The organism is Pseudomonas sp. MIACH, from assembly GCF_001269925.1.
Classification (GTDB): Bacteria; Pseudomonadota; Gammaproteobacteria; order Pseudomonadales; family Pseudomonadaceae; genus Aquipseudomonas.
The window spans coordinates 85,964-98,810 of record NZ_LHVO01000024.1 but is presented as its reverse complement, the minus strand read 5'-3'; the positions used below and the strand labels follow the sequence as shown (position 1 = coordinate 98,810).

The 12,847-nt window shown below is 58.7% G+C and carries 18 protein-coding genes; 11 read left to right on the top strand and 7 right to left on the bottom strand.

Annotated elements, in window-relative coordinates; translation table 11 throughout:
- The first annotated feature begins 8 nt into the window (after positions 1-8).
- From AD670_RS09005 to AD670_RS08995, 3 genes are all read left to right on the top strand, one after another.
- The gene (locus AD670_RS09005) at positions 9-614 is read left to right on the top strand and encodes an arylesterase (protein WP_053130709.1); all 606 of its coding nucleotides are present in this window, start codon (positions 9-11) and stop codon (positions 612-614) included.
- Positions 615-672: 58 nt separating this feature from the next.
- Positions 673-966: a hypothetical protein gene (locus AD670_RS09000; protein WP_053130706.1), complete on the top strand. Its 294-nt coding sequence runs from the start codon at positions 673-675 to the stop codon at positions 964-966.
- A 72-nt stretch (positions 967-1,038) separates the two neighbouring features.
- Positions 1,039-2,007 carry a L,D-transpeptidase family protein gene (locus AD670_RS08995; RefSeq protein WP_053130703.1) on the top strand — a complete coding sequence of 323 codons (969 nt, stop codon included), beginning with the start codon at positions 1,039-1,041 and terminating at the stop codon, positions 2,005-2,007.
- Between the two features lie 138 nt (positions 2,008-2,145).
- On the opposite strand, the gene oprI is transcribed toward AD670_RS08995, so the two are convergent.
- Positions 2,146-2,397, bottom strand: a complete 252-nt coding sequence (gene oprI / locus AD670_RS08990) for an outer membrane lipoprotei OprI (RefSeq protein WP_003172710.1) — start codon at positions 2,395-2,397, stop codon at positions 2,146-2,148.
- A gap of 611 nt (positions 2,398-3,008) precedes the next feature.
- Here oprI and AD670_RS08985 point away from each other — a divergent pair.
- A complete protein-coding gene (locus tag AD670_RS08985) occupies positions 3,009-3,290 on the top strand; it encodes a GNAT family N-acetyltransferase (protein ID WP_027606976.1) in 282 nt (93 codons plus the stop codon).
- A 72-nt stretch (positions 3,291-3,362) separates the two neighbouring features.
- Here the strand turns inward: AD670_RS08985 and AD670_RS08980 are convergent, their stop codons facing one another.
- Together AD670_RS08980 and AD670_RS08975 are read right to left on the bottom strand one after the other, a co-directional pair.
- Positions 3,363-4,439 (bottom strand): 3-deoxy-7-phosphoheptulonate synthase, encoded by a 1,077-nt coding sequence (locus tag AD670_RS08980; RefSeq protein WP_053130701.1) that lies wholly within the window; start codon positions 4,437-4,439, stop codon positions 3,363-3,365.
- A 129-nt stretch (positions 4,440-4,568) separates the two neighbouring features.
- Complete coding sequence (locus tag AD670_RS08975) at positions 4,569-5,003, bottom strand: pilus assembly protein PilZ (protein WP_053130698.1); 435 nt, start codon at positions 5,001-5,003, stop codon at positions 4,569-4,571.
- Here AD670_RS08975 and AD670_RS08970 point away from each other — a divergent pair.
- The 5 genes from AD670_RS08970 (at position 5,002) to cysB (ending at position 8,914) form a co-directional block, all read left to right on the top strand.
- Positions 5,002-5,388 carry a thioredoxin gene (locus AD670_RS08970; RefSeq protein ID WP_053130696.1) on the top strand — a complete coding sequence of 129 codons (387 nt, stop codon included), beginning with the start codon at positions 5,002-5,004 and terminating at the stop codon, positions 5,386-5,388. The genes AD670_RS08975 and AD670_RS08970 overlap by 2 nt on opposite strands.
- Positions 5,385-6,347: a putative 2-dehydropantoate 2-reductase gene (locus AD670_RS08965; RefSeq protein ID WP_053130694.1), complete on the top strand. Its 963-nt coding sequence runs from the start codon at positions 5,385-5,387 to the stop codon at positions 6,345-6,347. The genes AD670_RS08970 and AD670_RS08965 overlap by 4 nt, the downstream gene beginning before the upstream one ends.
- Positions 6,348-6,362: 15 nt before the next feature.
- Entirely contained in the window at positions 6,363-7,280 is a 918-nt protein-coding gene (locus AD670_RS08960) for a 5'-nucleotidase (RefSeq protein ID WP_053130692.1), read from the top strand.
- 54 nt (positions 7,281-7,334) lie between these two features.
- The gene (locus AD670_RS08955; RefSeq protein ID WP_053130690.1) at positions 7,335-7,835 is read left to right on the top strand and encodes a universal stress protein; all 501 of its coding nucleotides are present in this window, start codon (positions 7,335-7,337) and stop codon (positions 7,833-7,835) included.
- Positions 7,836-7,939: 104 nt separating this feature from the next.
- A complete protein-coding gene (gene cysB, locus AD670_RS08950) occupies positions 7,940-8,914 on the top strand; it encodes an HTH-type transcriptional regulator CysB (RefSeq protein WP_003189876.1) in 975 nt (324 codons plus the stop codon).
- A gap of 5 nt (positions 8,915-8,919) precedes the next feature.
- Here cysB and AD670_RS08945 read toward each other — a convergent pair whose 3' ends face one another.
- The gene (locus AD670_RS08945) at positions 8,920-9,402 is read right to left on the bottom strand and encodes a GreA/GreB family elongation factor (RefSeq protein WP_053130754.1); all 483 of its coding nucleotides are present in this window, start codon (positions 9,400-9,402) and stop codon (positions 8,920-8,922) included.
- Positions 9,403-9,407: 5 nt separating this feature from the next.
- A complete protein-coding gene (locus AD670_RS08940) occupies positions 9,408-9,776 on the bottom strand; it encodes a hypothetical protein (RefSeq protein ID WP_053130688.1) in 369 nt (122 codons plus the stop codon).
- A 133-nt stretch (positions 9,777-9,909) separates the two neighbouring features.
- Between AD670_RS08940 and earP the strand changes: the two genes are divergently transcribed.
- Entirely contained in the window at positions 9,910-11,043 is a 1,134-nt protein-coding gene (earP, locus tag AD670_RS08935; protein WP_053130686.1) for an elongation factor P maturation arginine rhamnosyltransferase EarP, read from the top strand.
- Positions 11,044-11,092: 49 nt separating this feature from the next.
- Positions 11,093-11,665 (top strand): elongation factor P, encoded by a 573-nt coding sequence (locus AD670_RS08930; protein ID WP_003172723.1) that lies wholly within the window; start codon positions 11,093-11,095, stop codon positions 11,663-11,665.
- Between the two features lie 95 nt (positions 11,666-11,760).
- On the opposite strand, the gene AD670_RS08925 is transcribed toward AD670_RS08930, so the two are convergent.
- Together AD670_RS08925 and AD670_RS08920 are read right to left on the bottom strand one after the other, a co-directional pair.
- Positions 11,761-12,180, bottom strand: a complete 420-nt coding sequence (locus tag AD670_RS08925; RefSeq protein ID WP_053130683.1) for an organic hydroperoxide resistance protein — start codon at positions 12,178-12,180, stop codon at positions 11,761-11,763.
- Positions 12,181-12,330: 150 nt separating this feature from the next.
- Positions 12,331-12,783 carry a MarR family winged helix-turn-helix transcriptional regulator gene (locus tag AD670_RS08920; RefSeq protein WP_053130681.1) on the bottom strand — a complete coding sequence of 151 codons (453 nt, stop codon included), beginning with the start codon at positions 12,781-12,783 and terminating at the stop codon, positions 12,331-12,333.
- Positions 12,784-12,847 lie beyond the last annotated feature (64 nt).

The window sequence follows — 12,847 nt, the reverse complement described above, 5'->3', positions numbered from 1 at the left end:
AGAATCCGATGCGAATGTGGTTTTTGAGTGCTGGCCTGGCCTTGATGTGCATGGCCCAGAACGCAGCGGCGGGTACAGTCCTGATCGTTGGCGATAGTATCAGTGCCGGTTTCGGCCTGGATACCCGCAAAGGGTGGGTGGCACTGCTGGAGCAACGGCTCAAGAAGGAGGGTTTCGACGATAAAGTGGTCAACGCCTCCATTAGTGGTGATACCAGTGCCGGAGGTCTCGCGCGGCTGCCTGCGGCGCTTGCAGAGCATAAGCCGGACGTGGTGGTGATCGAGTTGGGCGGTAACGACGGCTTGCGTGGGCAGCCACCGGCGCAATTGAAACAAAATCTTGCGTCGATGATTGATCAGTCCAAGGCCGGCGGTGCCAAGGTGCTGTTGTTGGGGATGCAGTTGCCGCCCAATTATGGCCCGCGATACACCACGGCATTCGCCGAAGTCTTTGGCACGCTGGCCAAGGAAAAAAACATCCCGCTGGTACCGTTTTTCCTTGAAGGAGTGGGTGGTCATCCGGAGCTGATGCAGGCGGATCAACTTCACCCGGCTGTCGGCGCCCAGGGCAAATTGCTGGAAAATGTCTGGCCGACGCTAAAACCGCTGCTATGACGCTTTTCTACCGGCAGGCTTTCGGCTAAGGTGGCGCCCCCCCGATCTGGAGCCCCCGATGTCGCGTCCTGCCTGGTCCCTGTTTAACTACCAACTGATCGAGCCGGATGAGCAGCTGGATCTGTTCGCCTGCCAGGAAGTGCGGGTGCATCTGGTGACGCGCCAGTTGGAACTGGGCGGCTCCATTGATCGCACGCTGTGCGGCACACTATTGCCGGCGCAACCGCGCTGGTCGCAGGTGGATCGTTCGATTTTCCAGGACCAGCGCCTGTGCCCATTGTGCCGCGCTATTCTGGAGTCGCAGAAGCGTGGCACGCCGCCGATCTGGCCTGAGTTACGTTTCGAGTTGTAGGGGCAGCTAGAAGCGCGCTTCACGTATACAATCGATTTTTACCTACCCGTCGTTCTGCGAAGGATTTTCCGGATGTTGTCGCGCCTTTCCGTCATCACCTGCTGCCTGTCTATCGCTGCCCTTTGTGCGGCCGGCTCTGCGTCAGCCTTGCAGCTGCCCTTGCCACCACCGGGTGAAGATATCGTCGGTCAGGTCCAGGTGATCAAGGCCAAGTACGAAGATACCTTTGCTGATCTGGGCACTACCTACGACCTGGGTTATTCGGAAATGGTCGCGGCCAACCCGGGTGTCGATGCCTGGTTGCCGGGGGCGGGCACCGAGATTGTGCTGCCGACGCGTTTCATCCTGCCACCTGGTCCACGGGAAGGCATCGTGATCAACCTGGCGGAATACCGGCTCTACTATTTCCCCAAGGGCCAGGACGTGGTCTACACCTTTCCGCTGGGAATCGGTCGTGAGGGCTGGGGTTCACCTATCGCCCACACCAGCATTATCGCCAAAACACCGAATCCGACCTGGACTCCGCCGGCCTCGATCAAGGCCGAGCACGCCGCCAACGGCGACCCGCTGCCCAACGTGGTGCCGGCCGGCCCGGACAACCCCTTGGGTCCGTTCAAGTTCACCCTGGGGACGCCGGGTTACCTGATCCATGGTTCCAACATGAAATTCGGCATCGGCACGCGGACCAGCCACGGCTGCTTCCGCATGTTCAACAACAACGTGCTGGAAATGGCCGGGATGGTCCCGGTGGGGACGTCGGTGCGCATTATCAACGATGCCTACAAGTTCGGCAGCAGCGGCGGCAAGGTGTATCTCGAAGCGCATACGCCCTTGAACGACGACGGCACCCCCTCGGTGGTCGACAAGCACACGGCCGTGATCAACGCCTTGCTCAAGCGTGAAGACCTGGCCAATCACCTACGGGTGAACTGGGATCAGGTGCGTGATGTGGTCGCGGCCGAAGATGGCCTGCCGACCGAGATCGGTGTGCCGGGTGCTGCACCGATTGCCTCCAGCGCGCCGATTGATCTGCAGCAGTAAACGTCTGGTCCGCTAATGAGCCCGCCACGGTCTTGCGCTGCGGCGGGCTTTTTATTGCCTGCAATCGAGAGCCGAATCGCAGGCAATAAAAAAGCCGATCCAAGAATGGATCGGCTTGATAACAATCCCGAGGGATTATTACTTGCGGCTAGCTTTTTCAAGCATACGCAGAGCGCGCTCGTTAGCTTCGTCAGCAGTCTGTTGTGCTTTTTGAGCAGCAGCCAGAGCTTCATCAGCTTTACGGTAGGCTTCGTCTGCACGGGCCTGGGAGCGAGCTGCTGCGTCTTCAGTTGCAGTCAGACGAGCTTCGGTTTCTTTGGAGACGCTGCTGCAACCGGTAGCCAGAACTGCGGCCAGAGCCAGAGCAGAGAATTTCAGAACGTTGTTCATCGTGTTCCCCTTCAAGGACTTTCTATTAAATGGCTACTTTCTCAGAGTGAGCTAATAGCCGGCGTACATACTACCCATTACTTGTAGTAAGTAAACTGACGTAGCGCAAGAAGCAAAAAAAATTCTCGCACCGAATCTATTTTGGCTAATCTTTTGGAGGTTTGTATAAAAACCGTCCAAATTTTTTCATTCTGATGAAGATTGGATCCAGGCTGAAAGCACCGGCCCGCATGTGCCGAGCCTGGCAATCAGATGAAAATTTATATATCTGCGCCGACACTTTGGTTACGTTTGACGTTGCTTGCCAGAGTATCTTTTACGCATGTAGAGGTGACTTTAAGAGCGCCTGTTCGTCTTAAGGTTCAACTGCCGGCAATGTTCAGGCTTTCGGTCACCGGTTGATCGAGGCCCTTTCTATATCCACCAGCGGCTGGGATGACGGGTACGTCTTGAGCAACGACAGGATTGGTGCCTACTATTCCCTACGTGCTGGTTGTGAGCGCTAGAGGTTTTCTCGTTGTCGAAACCGGCACGGGGTGGCGTAGATGTTCCTTCGCCGGAAAAACATCGGTAAGGTAGGGGTCAGAATCCAAGACCCGCGAGGAGTAGTGATGAGCGAGGCGTTGTCCATCCACCATGACCAGGCTGGTCATCAGTTCGAGACCAATGTGGACGGTCATCGTGCCTATCTGACCTATATGGACCTCGGGAAGCAGACCCTGGACATCTATCGGACCTTCGTGCCCAACGCACTACGCGGCCGTGGCATTGCAGCCGCGTTGACCGAGGAAGCGTTGAAGTTCGCCGAAGAGCAAGGCTACACGGTGATCCCGTCGTGCTCCTATGTGGAACGCTACATGGAGCGCCACCAGCGCCATGCCGCGAAGCTTTGAAGCATAAAATGCAGCATGAAAAACGCCGGGCTCAGCCCGGCGTTTTTGTGTGCGCACCCTTCAGATACAGGTTCAGGTGCGTTTGCGTTTCGGCAATACGTCCTTGAGCTTGGCGTGCATGCTGCGCAGGGTGTTCTCGGTGGCAGACCAGTCGATGCAGGCATCGGTGATCGATACGCCGTACTGCAAGTCGGCCAGGTCCTTCGGAATCGCCTGGCAACCCCAGTTCAGGTGGCTCTCGACCATCAGGCCGATGATCGACTGATTGCCTTCGAGGATCTGGTTGGCAACGTTTTCCATCACCAGTGGCTGCAGGGCCGGGTCTTTGTTGGAGTTGGCGTGGCTGCAGTCGACCATGATGTTCGGCTTGATCTTGGCCTTGTTCAGCGCCTGCTCGCACAGCGCAACGCTGACCGAGTCATAGTTGGGCTTGCCGTTGCCGCCGCGCAGCACCACGTGACCGTAGGCATTGCCCTTGGTGGTGACAATGGAGACACCGCCTTCCTGGTTGATACCCAGGAAACGGTGAGGACTGGAAACCGATTGCAGCGCGTTGATCGCCACGGTCAGGCCGCCGTCGGTGCCGTTCTTGAAGCCTACGGCCGAGGACAGGCCGGACGCCATTTCGCGGTGAGTCTGGGATTCGGTGGTACGTGCACCGATGGCCGACCAGCTGATCAGGTCCTGCAGGTACTGCGGGGAGATCGGGTCCAGCGCTTCGGTGGCGGTGGGCAGGCCCATTTCGGCCAGGTCCAGCAGCAATTTACGACCGATGTGCAAACCGTCCTGGATCTTGAACGAGTCGTCCAGGTACGGGTCGTTGATCAAGCCTTTCCAGCCGACGGTGGTACGCGGTTTCTCGAAATAGACGCGCATCACCAGGTACAAGGTGTCGGACACTTCCGCTGCCAGCACCTTGAGGCGCTCAGCATATTCGTGGGCAGCCTTGAGGTCGTGGATCGAGCAGGGGCCGATCACCACAAAGAGGCGATGGTCGGTGCCGTCGAGAATGTCACGGATGACTTCGCGGCCCTTGGTGACGGTCTGCAGGGCAGCGTCGCTCAAGGGGATTTCGCGCTTGAGCTGATCGGGTGTGATCAGGGTCTCGTTGGATTCGACGTTTAGGTCATTGATCGGTAAATCAGCCATCGTGTTACTCGCCAGGGTCACGGGTGCCGGCCGCCAGCCATCCCCGTGCGGCGGGCACAGCATGATTTGAATGCAGGGGGAGGAACCTTAGCGCGTAATACGGGCCCGCGACAATGGGCAAAGCCCGCTTTAATCCCGCACAGCCTGCACAACCGCCTCATGGGAGAACTCGACGGCATGGCGCAGCACCCATTCCCGCGCCAGGGCTTCGACCTGCTGGGGCGTCGGATCGGTATCTTCGTGCTGGCGGCAATAGCGCTCTATCCTGCATGCTTGCTCGCCCATGCGCGCGCCGAACAACGCGTGTTCATCGGTAAACGAGATGCCTACGCGGTAGCCGTTTTCCACCTTGCGACACCAGGCCACGTAGCCTGGGTAGCGAGCGGTGGCGCCCAGGGAGGGAATGAGCAGATCAACAGCCGTGCCCTGACGCCAGGCACGGGGCCAATTGCAGGCGATGCCGCCCAGGCCGACAGTGAGCAGGCGTTGGCGGGGTATGGCGGGAGAGGGGCGTTGGATTAACTCGACAGCGACATCATCAGGGTGAGGTAAAAAACGACCCATGTACACGGACTCCGAGCACCGTCCAGTTGACGGCGGCAGCAGCAGTATAGTGAAGGAACTGGAATTGACCGACCTGGATATTGACCAGCAATTGCTGGGATTGCCAGGTATTTCGCTGGTGGTGTTCACCAGCGTCGGTTGTTCCAGTTGCCGTTGGGCGCGCCAGCAGTTGCCGGGCTGGCGTTTGCCTGTGGACCGCGTGTGTTGGGTGGATGCCGGGCACAACGGCGGTGCGGTCGAACGCTACCAGATCTTTCATTTGCCGGCGTTGTTTGTGGTGTGCGAGGGTCAATTCCTCGGACAGATACAGACACGCCTTACGCCAGCTGACACCTGCGAAGCAGTAAAAACAGCACTTACCCGCACCCCGGAGGATTTGCCATGACCGCACTTGAACCCCAGTCGCCACGTATCGGCATTATCGGCACCGGCGCCATCGGGGGGTTCTACGGCCTGATGCTGGCACGTGCTGGCTTCGATGTGCACTTCCTGCTGCGCAGTGAATACGCGGCGGTCAGCGAGCGTGGACTGCGCGTCAATAGCAATCTGCATGGCAACCTGCACCTGCATCCGGTGCAGGCCTACGCCCGTGCCGCCGATATGCCGCCGTGCGATTGGCTGCTGGTGGGGACCAAATCCACCGGCAATGTGGAACTGGCGCCGACCCTTGCCCAGGTCGCGGCGCCTGACGCCAAAGTGGTGTTGCTGCAAAACGGCCTGGATGTCGAGGACAGTCTGCGCGAACACCTGCCGGCGTCGCTGCATCTTCTCGGCGGGCTGTGCTACATCGGCGTGCACCGCTCCGGTCCGGGTGTGGTTGAACATCAAGCCCTGGGTCGGGTCAACCTGGGCTATCACAGCGGTTCGGCTGCCAACGATGAGGCTCGTCAGAAAGCGATTGTCGAAGCCGGCGCCGCGTTGTTTCATAAGGCCGGGATCGAGTCCCAGGCCATGGCCAATGTGCATCAGGCGCGCTGGCACAAGCTGGTGTGGAACGTGCCGTACAACGGCCTTTCTGTATTGTTGGGAACGGGCACCACGGCAATGATGGCGGACGAATCCAGCCGAGAGCTGATCCAGGCATTGATGGCCGAGGTGGTACAGGGCGCCCATGCCTGTGGCCATGAAATCCCCAAGAGTTACGCTGAGCAGATGTTTTCCATGACCGAGACCATGGATGACTACTTGCCGAGCATGTACCACGACCACCTGCATAAACGACCGCTGGAGCTGGCGGCCATCTATGCTCGACCATTGGCAGCCGCCAAGGCCGCCGGTTGCGAGTTGCCGCGGATGCAGGCGCTGTACCAGGCCTTAAGTTTTATTGATCGGCGTAATCGCTGAGTCGGGGGTAAATGCATGGCGAAGGGATTGGGCGATAAACTGGTGCTGGCGATTTCGTCGCGTGCGCTGTTCGACTTGAGCGACAGCCACAAGGTCTACCTGGCGCAGGGTGTCGAGGCCTACCGCAAATACCAGATTGAGCACGAGGAAGAAATCCTCGAACCTGGCGACGCCTTCCCGCTGGTCAAGAAGTTGCTGAGTCTTAACGCCAGCCTGGGCCGCGCTCGGGTCGAAGTGGTGCTGGTATCGCGCAATAGCGCCGACACCGGCCTGCGCGTATTCAACTCGATTCAGCACTACGGCCTGGATATTTCCCGCGCTGCTTTCGTAGGAGGGCGTAGTCCTTATCCTTATTTAGCGGCGTTTGGTTGCCATCTGTTTCTTTCTACCCATGCTGAAGATGTGCGCAGCGCCCTCGAGGCCGGCTTTGCAGCGGCGACGATTCTGTCGGGCGGTGCGCGCCGGGCTTCCAGTGAGGAACTGCGCATCGCCTTTGACGGTGACGCGGTGCTGTTCTCCGATGAGTCGGAGCGCGTTTACCAGGCCGGCGGGTTGGCGGCATTCCAGGCCAGCGAGCGCGAATCGGCGCGCCAGCCCTTGCACGGCGGGCCCTTCAAGGGGTTCCTGGCGGCGCTGAACCTGTTGCAGCGTGAGTTTCCTGATGAGGCGTGCCCGATCCGCACGGCGTTGGTCACCGCTCGTTCGGCGCCGTCTCATGAGCGGGTGATTCGTACGTTGCGTGAGTGGGACATTCGCCTGGACGAGTCTTTGTTTCTCGGCGGCCTGGAGAAATCCGCGTTCCTGGAGGCGTTTGCCGCAGATGTGTTTTTCGATGACCAGGCCGGTCATTGTGAGAAAGCCAGGGAGGTGGTGGCCACCGGGCATGTGCCCCATGGCATCAGTAACGAAGTGAGGATTCAGGCCGAGAGTTAGGGGCGCTGCTAAGCTCATTCAATCTCCTCCATTCCGGCAGTCCAGGGAGGTTTTATGATTCGTTCGATGCTGTACGCCACGGACCTTGGTCTGTACGCGCCCTATGTGATGCAGCATGCACTGGCGCTGGCGCGGACGTTCAAGGCTGACCTGTACGTGATTCACGCTGTCGAACCCATCGGGTTGTTCGCCGAATCGGTGTTGCAGAGCTACCTTGATGAACAGGCCTTGAGTGAGTGGCAGGCTCAGGGTTTGAGTACGGTGATGGCGACTATCGAGCAGCGGGTGCTCGAGAGTTTCCGCGAGGAGTTGGGGGAGAATGAGCAGGATTTGAAGTTGATCCGCTCGGTGCGGGTGATCCAGGGGGATCCGTGCGAGGTGATTCTCGACCAGTTGCGCAAACTGTCCGTAGACCTGTTGATCGTCGGAAGTCACAGCCACGCGACGGGAACGTCCACACCGCTTGGACGTACTGCCGCGCGGGTGCTGCAGCTGTCTACGGTGCCTGTTTACCTGGTGCCATCGTTACAACGTCGACGCAGTGATGACGTGTGATCGGTTGGAAACGATAAAAAGTTCTAGATTTATAAGTCTAACCTTTAATATAGTTATATACCGTCGCTGATACCCGTGGCGTCTATCTGCTTTGAGGGATACATATGAAGCTTCAACAACTGCGCTACATCTGGGAAGTGGCGCACCACGACCTCAACGTTTCCGCTACCGCTCAAAGCCTTTACACCTCGCAACCCGGTATCAGCAAGCAGATCCGCCTGCTCGAAGACGAGCTGGGCGTCGAGGTGTTCGCGCGCAGCGGCAAGCACCTCACCCGTGTCACCCCGGCCGGTGAGCGCATCATCACCACTGCCGGCGAAATCCTGCGCAAAGTCGAGAGCATCAAGCAGATCGCCCAGGAATTCTCCAACGAGAAGAAAGGCACCCTGTCGATTGCCACGACTCACACCCAGGCGCGTTATGCATTGCCACCGGTGATCCGCGACTTCATCAAGCAATACCCGGACGTGGCGCTGCACATGCACCAGGGGTCGCCGATGCAGATCGCCGAGATGGCCGCTGATGGCACCGTCGATTTCGCCATCGCCACCGAAGCCCTGGAGCTGTTCGGCGACTTGGTGATGATGCCGTGCTACCGCTGGAACCGTTGCGTTGTCGTGCCCCAGGGCCACCCATTGGCCAAGTTGCCGAAGCTGACCCTGGAAGCCCTGGCCGAATACCCGATCGTGACCTACGTCTTCGGTTTCACGGGTCGTTCCAAGCTCGACGAAGCCTTCAGCCATCGTGGCCTCACGCCGAAAGTGGTGTTTACCGCTGCCGACGCCGACGTCATCAAGACCTATGTTCGCCTGGGCCTGGGCGTGGGTATCGTTGCCAAGATGGCGGTCGATACCAACCTCGATAAAGACCTGGTGGTGCTCGATGCCAGCGAGCTGTTCGAGTCCAGCGTGACCAAGATTGGCTTCCGCCGTGGCACTTTCCTGCGGGGCTTCATGTGCGACTTCATCGAGAAGTTTGCCCCGCACCTGACCCGCGAAGTCATGGCCAAGGCGATCCAGTGCCACAACAAGCAGGAATTGGAAGAGCTGTTCGACGGCGTGGAATTGCCCGTCCATTAAGGGGGTTATTTGGCCTCGGTAACCGTAAAGTGTTGCCGGGCGCCTGCCACCAGAATCTCCACCTCATCACCTTCGAACTTGCCCAGCAGGCTTTTGCCCAAGGGTGAACGCGGGGTGATGACGGTCACCGGTTGCCCGACCACGTCCACCTTTAAACCCGCCGCATCCGGTGCCAGGAACAGCCACTGCTGGCGGCCGTTCTCGTCTTCCAGGCCCAGCAGTGTGCCGACTTCTATGCCACGTTGATCATCGTACGCACGCAGTGGCAGGTTCTGGCACAGCGCTAGCGCCTGCTTGATTTCCTCGACGCGCTTGGCTTGCCCGGCTGCCAGGTAAGACGCCTCCAGCCCGAGGGTGTCGTGTTTGTTTTCGGCGATATTTTCTTCGTGGGTCGCGGTTTCGTAGGCGGTCTGCGCGGCGCGCTGGGCGATGTCGAGGTCGGCGGTGAGCTTTTCCAGGATCAACTGGTGAACAGCGTGTTTATTCATGGTCATCAATCGCAGAATTGCAGGACATTGGCCCGGGTCTTTTCATTGGGCGCGTTCTGGTCCTGTTGCAACCAGAACTGGCATTTGGGGTTGGACAGATTGCGTGCGTTGTTGCGTGCCTGGTCCAAGGCTTGCTGTTGTTCCTGCTTCTGCAGGGTCTGTTGGTACTGCTCGAACATACGGTTCGGCGGCTCCGGCGTAACCGGTGCAGGTTTACCCAGTTGCTCAACGGCCTGGGCCACGGGCGCCAGGCTCTGCGGGAACAGATAGCGCGACGCCAGCCAGGTGGTCAGCGCAATAGCGATAAATCCCAGCCACACCCCGAGGGCAATGGCGAGCGTGAGCTTGGGCAGCGACAACGAGCGATCGGACATGATGGCCTCCTGGCAGGCATTAACGGCATGGCGGCGATTGTCGCACAGCCACTGCGCAGAATAATCGCGATCAAGCCTTCTGCATCAGCGCATTTATGCGGACAATCGAGTCCTTTGAGCGTTGGAGCCCGGAATGAAAGCCCGCTGGGATATTTTTTGCAGCGTCGTCGATAACTACGGCGACATTGGCGTGACCTGGCGCCTGGCCCGGCAATTGGTGGCAGAGCAGGGGTGCGAGGTGCGCTTGTGGGTCGACGACCTGCGCGCCTTCGAGCGCATGTGTCCTGACATTGATGTGCGTCTTGACCAGCAATGGCAAGAGGGTGTCGATGTGCGCCATTGGCCGGCCGTGTGGTCGAGCGCCCCGGCAGGCGATGTGGTGATCGCCGCCTTCGCCTGCCAGTTGCCGCCTGATTACATGGAAGCCATGGCCGCGCGTGAGCGCACGCCATTGTGGATGAACCTGGATTACCTCAGCGCCGAAGACTGGGTGGTGGGTTGCCATCGGTTGCCATCGGTGAAGTTCAAGGGGGTGCAGAAGTACTTCTTTTTTCCGGGTTTCCGGCCCGGCACGGGTGGGCTGTTACGCGAGACAGGATTGCTGGAGCAGTGTCAGGCGTTTCAGCAGGATGCCGCTGCGCAGCGCCAATTCCTGCAAGCATTGGGTGTGTTTCCGGCAGCCGGTGCGCGACTCATCTCGTTATTCGCCTACGAAAACGCCGGGCTGGCCAGTTGGCTGGACATCCTGTCGACCGACGGGCATGCCACTCATCTCTTGGTGCCGGAAGGGCGCATCCTCGGGGATGTGCAGCATTGGCTCGGTGTCGAAGGCTTGTCGGCAGGGGATGTTCATCAGCGCGACGCCCTGACCGTGCAGGTGCTGCCGTTTGTGCGCCAGGAGCAATATGACCGCTTGCTGTGGTGTTGCGACTTCAACGCCGTGCGCGGCGAAGACTCGTTCGTGCGCGCCCAATGGGCCGGGCGGCCGTTGCTGTGGCACATCTATCGCCAGGATGAAGACATCCACCTGGACAAGCTCGACGCGTTCCTGGACCTGTACACCGCCGGCTTGTCACCGGCCGCAAAGATCGCCTTGGTCGAGCTCTGGCAAGCCTGGAACACTGATGGCGATATGGCACAGCCGTGGAAAATGCTGTTGGAGCACTGGCCAGAGTTGACTCGGCACGCGCAGAGGTGGTGTCTGGAACAAGGCTTGCAGGTCGATCTTGCGACGGCGCTGGTACAGTTTTATGAAAGTTGGATATGATACGCCACCTTGATTTTTGTAAATCCCATCCAAATTTCGGATATATGCAATGAAAACTGGTAAAGAACTGAAACCCGGTACAGTGATCCGTCTCGAAAACGACCCTTGGCTGGTTCAGAAAGCTGAGTTCACCAAGTCCGGTCGTAACAGCGCAATCATGAAGACCAAGCTGAAGAACCTGCTGACCGGTTACAAGACCGAGATCGTCTACAGCGCCGATGACAAACTGGACGACGTGATCCTCGACCGCAAAGAAGCGACCCTGTCCTTCATCAGCGGCGACACCTACACGTTCATGGACACCACCGACTACACCATGTACGAGCTGAACGCTGAAGATATCGAAGCCGTTCTGCCGTTCATCGAAGAAGGTATGGAAGACGTCTGCGAAGCTATTTTCTTCGAAGAGCGCCTGGTTTCCGTAGAGCTGCCGACCACTATCGTGCGTAAGGTTGCCTACACCGAAGGTTCCGCTCGCGGTGACACTTCGGGCAAAGTGATGAAGCCTGCCAAACTGAGCAATGGTACCGAACTGCAAGTAGCCGATTTCATCGAAATCGACGACCTGATCGAGATCGACACCCGCGAAGGTGGTTCGTACAAAGGTCGCGCCAAGAAGTAATTCTGGCCCCGCCGATACGAAACAAGCCCACTTCTAGAAGTGGGCTTTTTTGTGGGCGCTTTTTACTTCGACGCTTGGCGGGCTTGCATCAGCGCCTAGACGGTTACGTGCAGTCGCACATCGACATTGCCACGGGTGGCGTTGGAGTACGGGCAGACTTGGTGAGCGGCGTCGACCAGGCTTTGCGCATCGTCCTGGTCCAGGCCTGGCAGGCTGACGTGCAGGTCGATATCCAGGCCGAAACCGCCGGGGATCTGGCCAATGCCCACGTGGGCAGTGATCGATGCGTCATCCGGGATTTTGCGTTTGGTCTGGCTGGCGACGAATTTCAGTGCGCCGATAAAGCAGGCCGAGTAACCGGCGGCAAACAGTTGTTCCGGGTTGGTGGCCTGGCCACCGGCGCCGCCCAATTCTTTAGGGGTGGAGAGTTTGACGTCGAGGATGTTGTCGTTGGAAACAGCGCGACCATCACGGCCGCCGGTGGCTGTAGCTACTGCGGTATAGAGAGTTTGCATGGTGTCGTCCTCTTGGTTTGTAGTGCTAAAATTTTGCGCGCTAAGTAGTTGGTGGTGCGAATGTATAGCGCTAATGTTTTGCGCGCAAGATAAATTTACAAATATTTTTGTGAGTAGCTACAAACCAATGTCGGAGGGGGCTTGCTGTGTTTAGATCGCGTTCTGCAGGTTGCCCCGCAACACAAGCAAATCAGCCTGCAGCTTGCGCAATTGCTCCAGCTCCAAACCGCTGGCGCCGAGAATGCACTGTGGAACACCCATGGCCTTTTCCTGCAAGGTACGCCCAGCGTCGGTCAGTTCCACCACCACCACGCGTTCATCTTCACGGCTGCGGGTGCGGCTGAGCAGGCCTTCGGCTTCCAGACGTTTGAGCAGGGGTGTGAGGGAGCCCGGATCGGTCAGCAGGCGGCTGCTGATTTCGCCGACGGTCAAGCCATCTTCTTCCCACAGCACCATCATGGCCAGGTACTGCGGGTAGGTCAGGCCGAGGGCCTGCAGCAGCGGTTTATAGACCTTGGTCATCAGCAACGAGGTGGAGTGCAGGGCGAAGCACAGTTGATTGTCCAGTAACAGGGATTCGCACGGGGCGGGATTTTTGCTCATGGTAGTGCCTCAAAAAAGCGTGTCTGCCCTGGAATCTAGCGGGCAAATCTTTAATGCGCCAGAT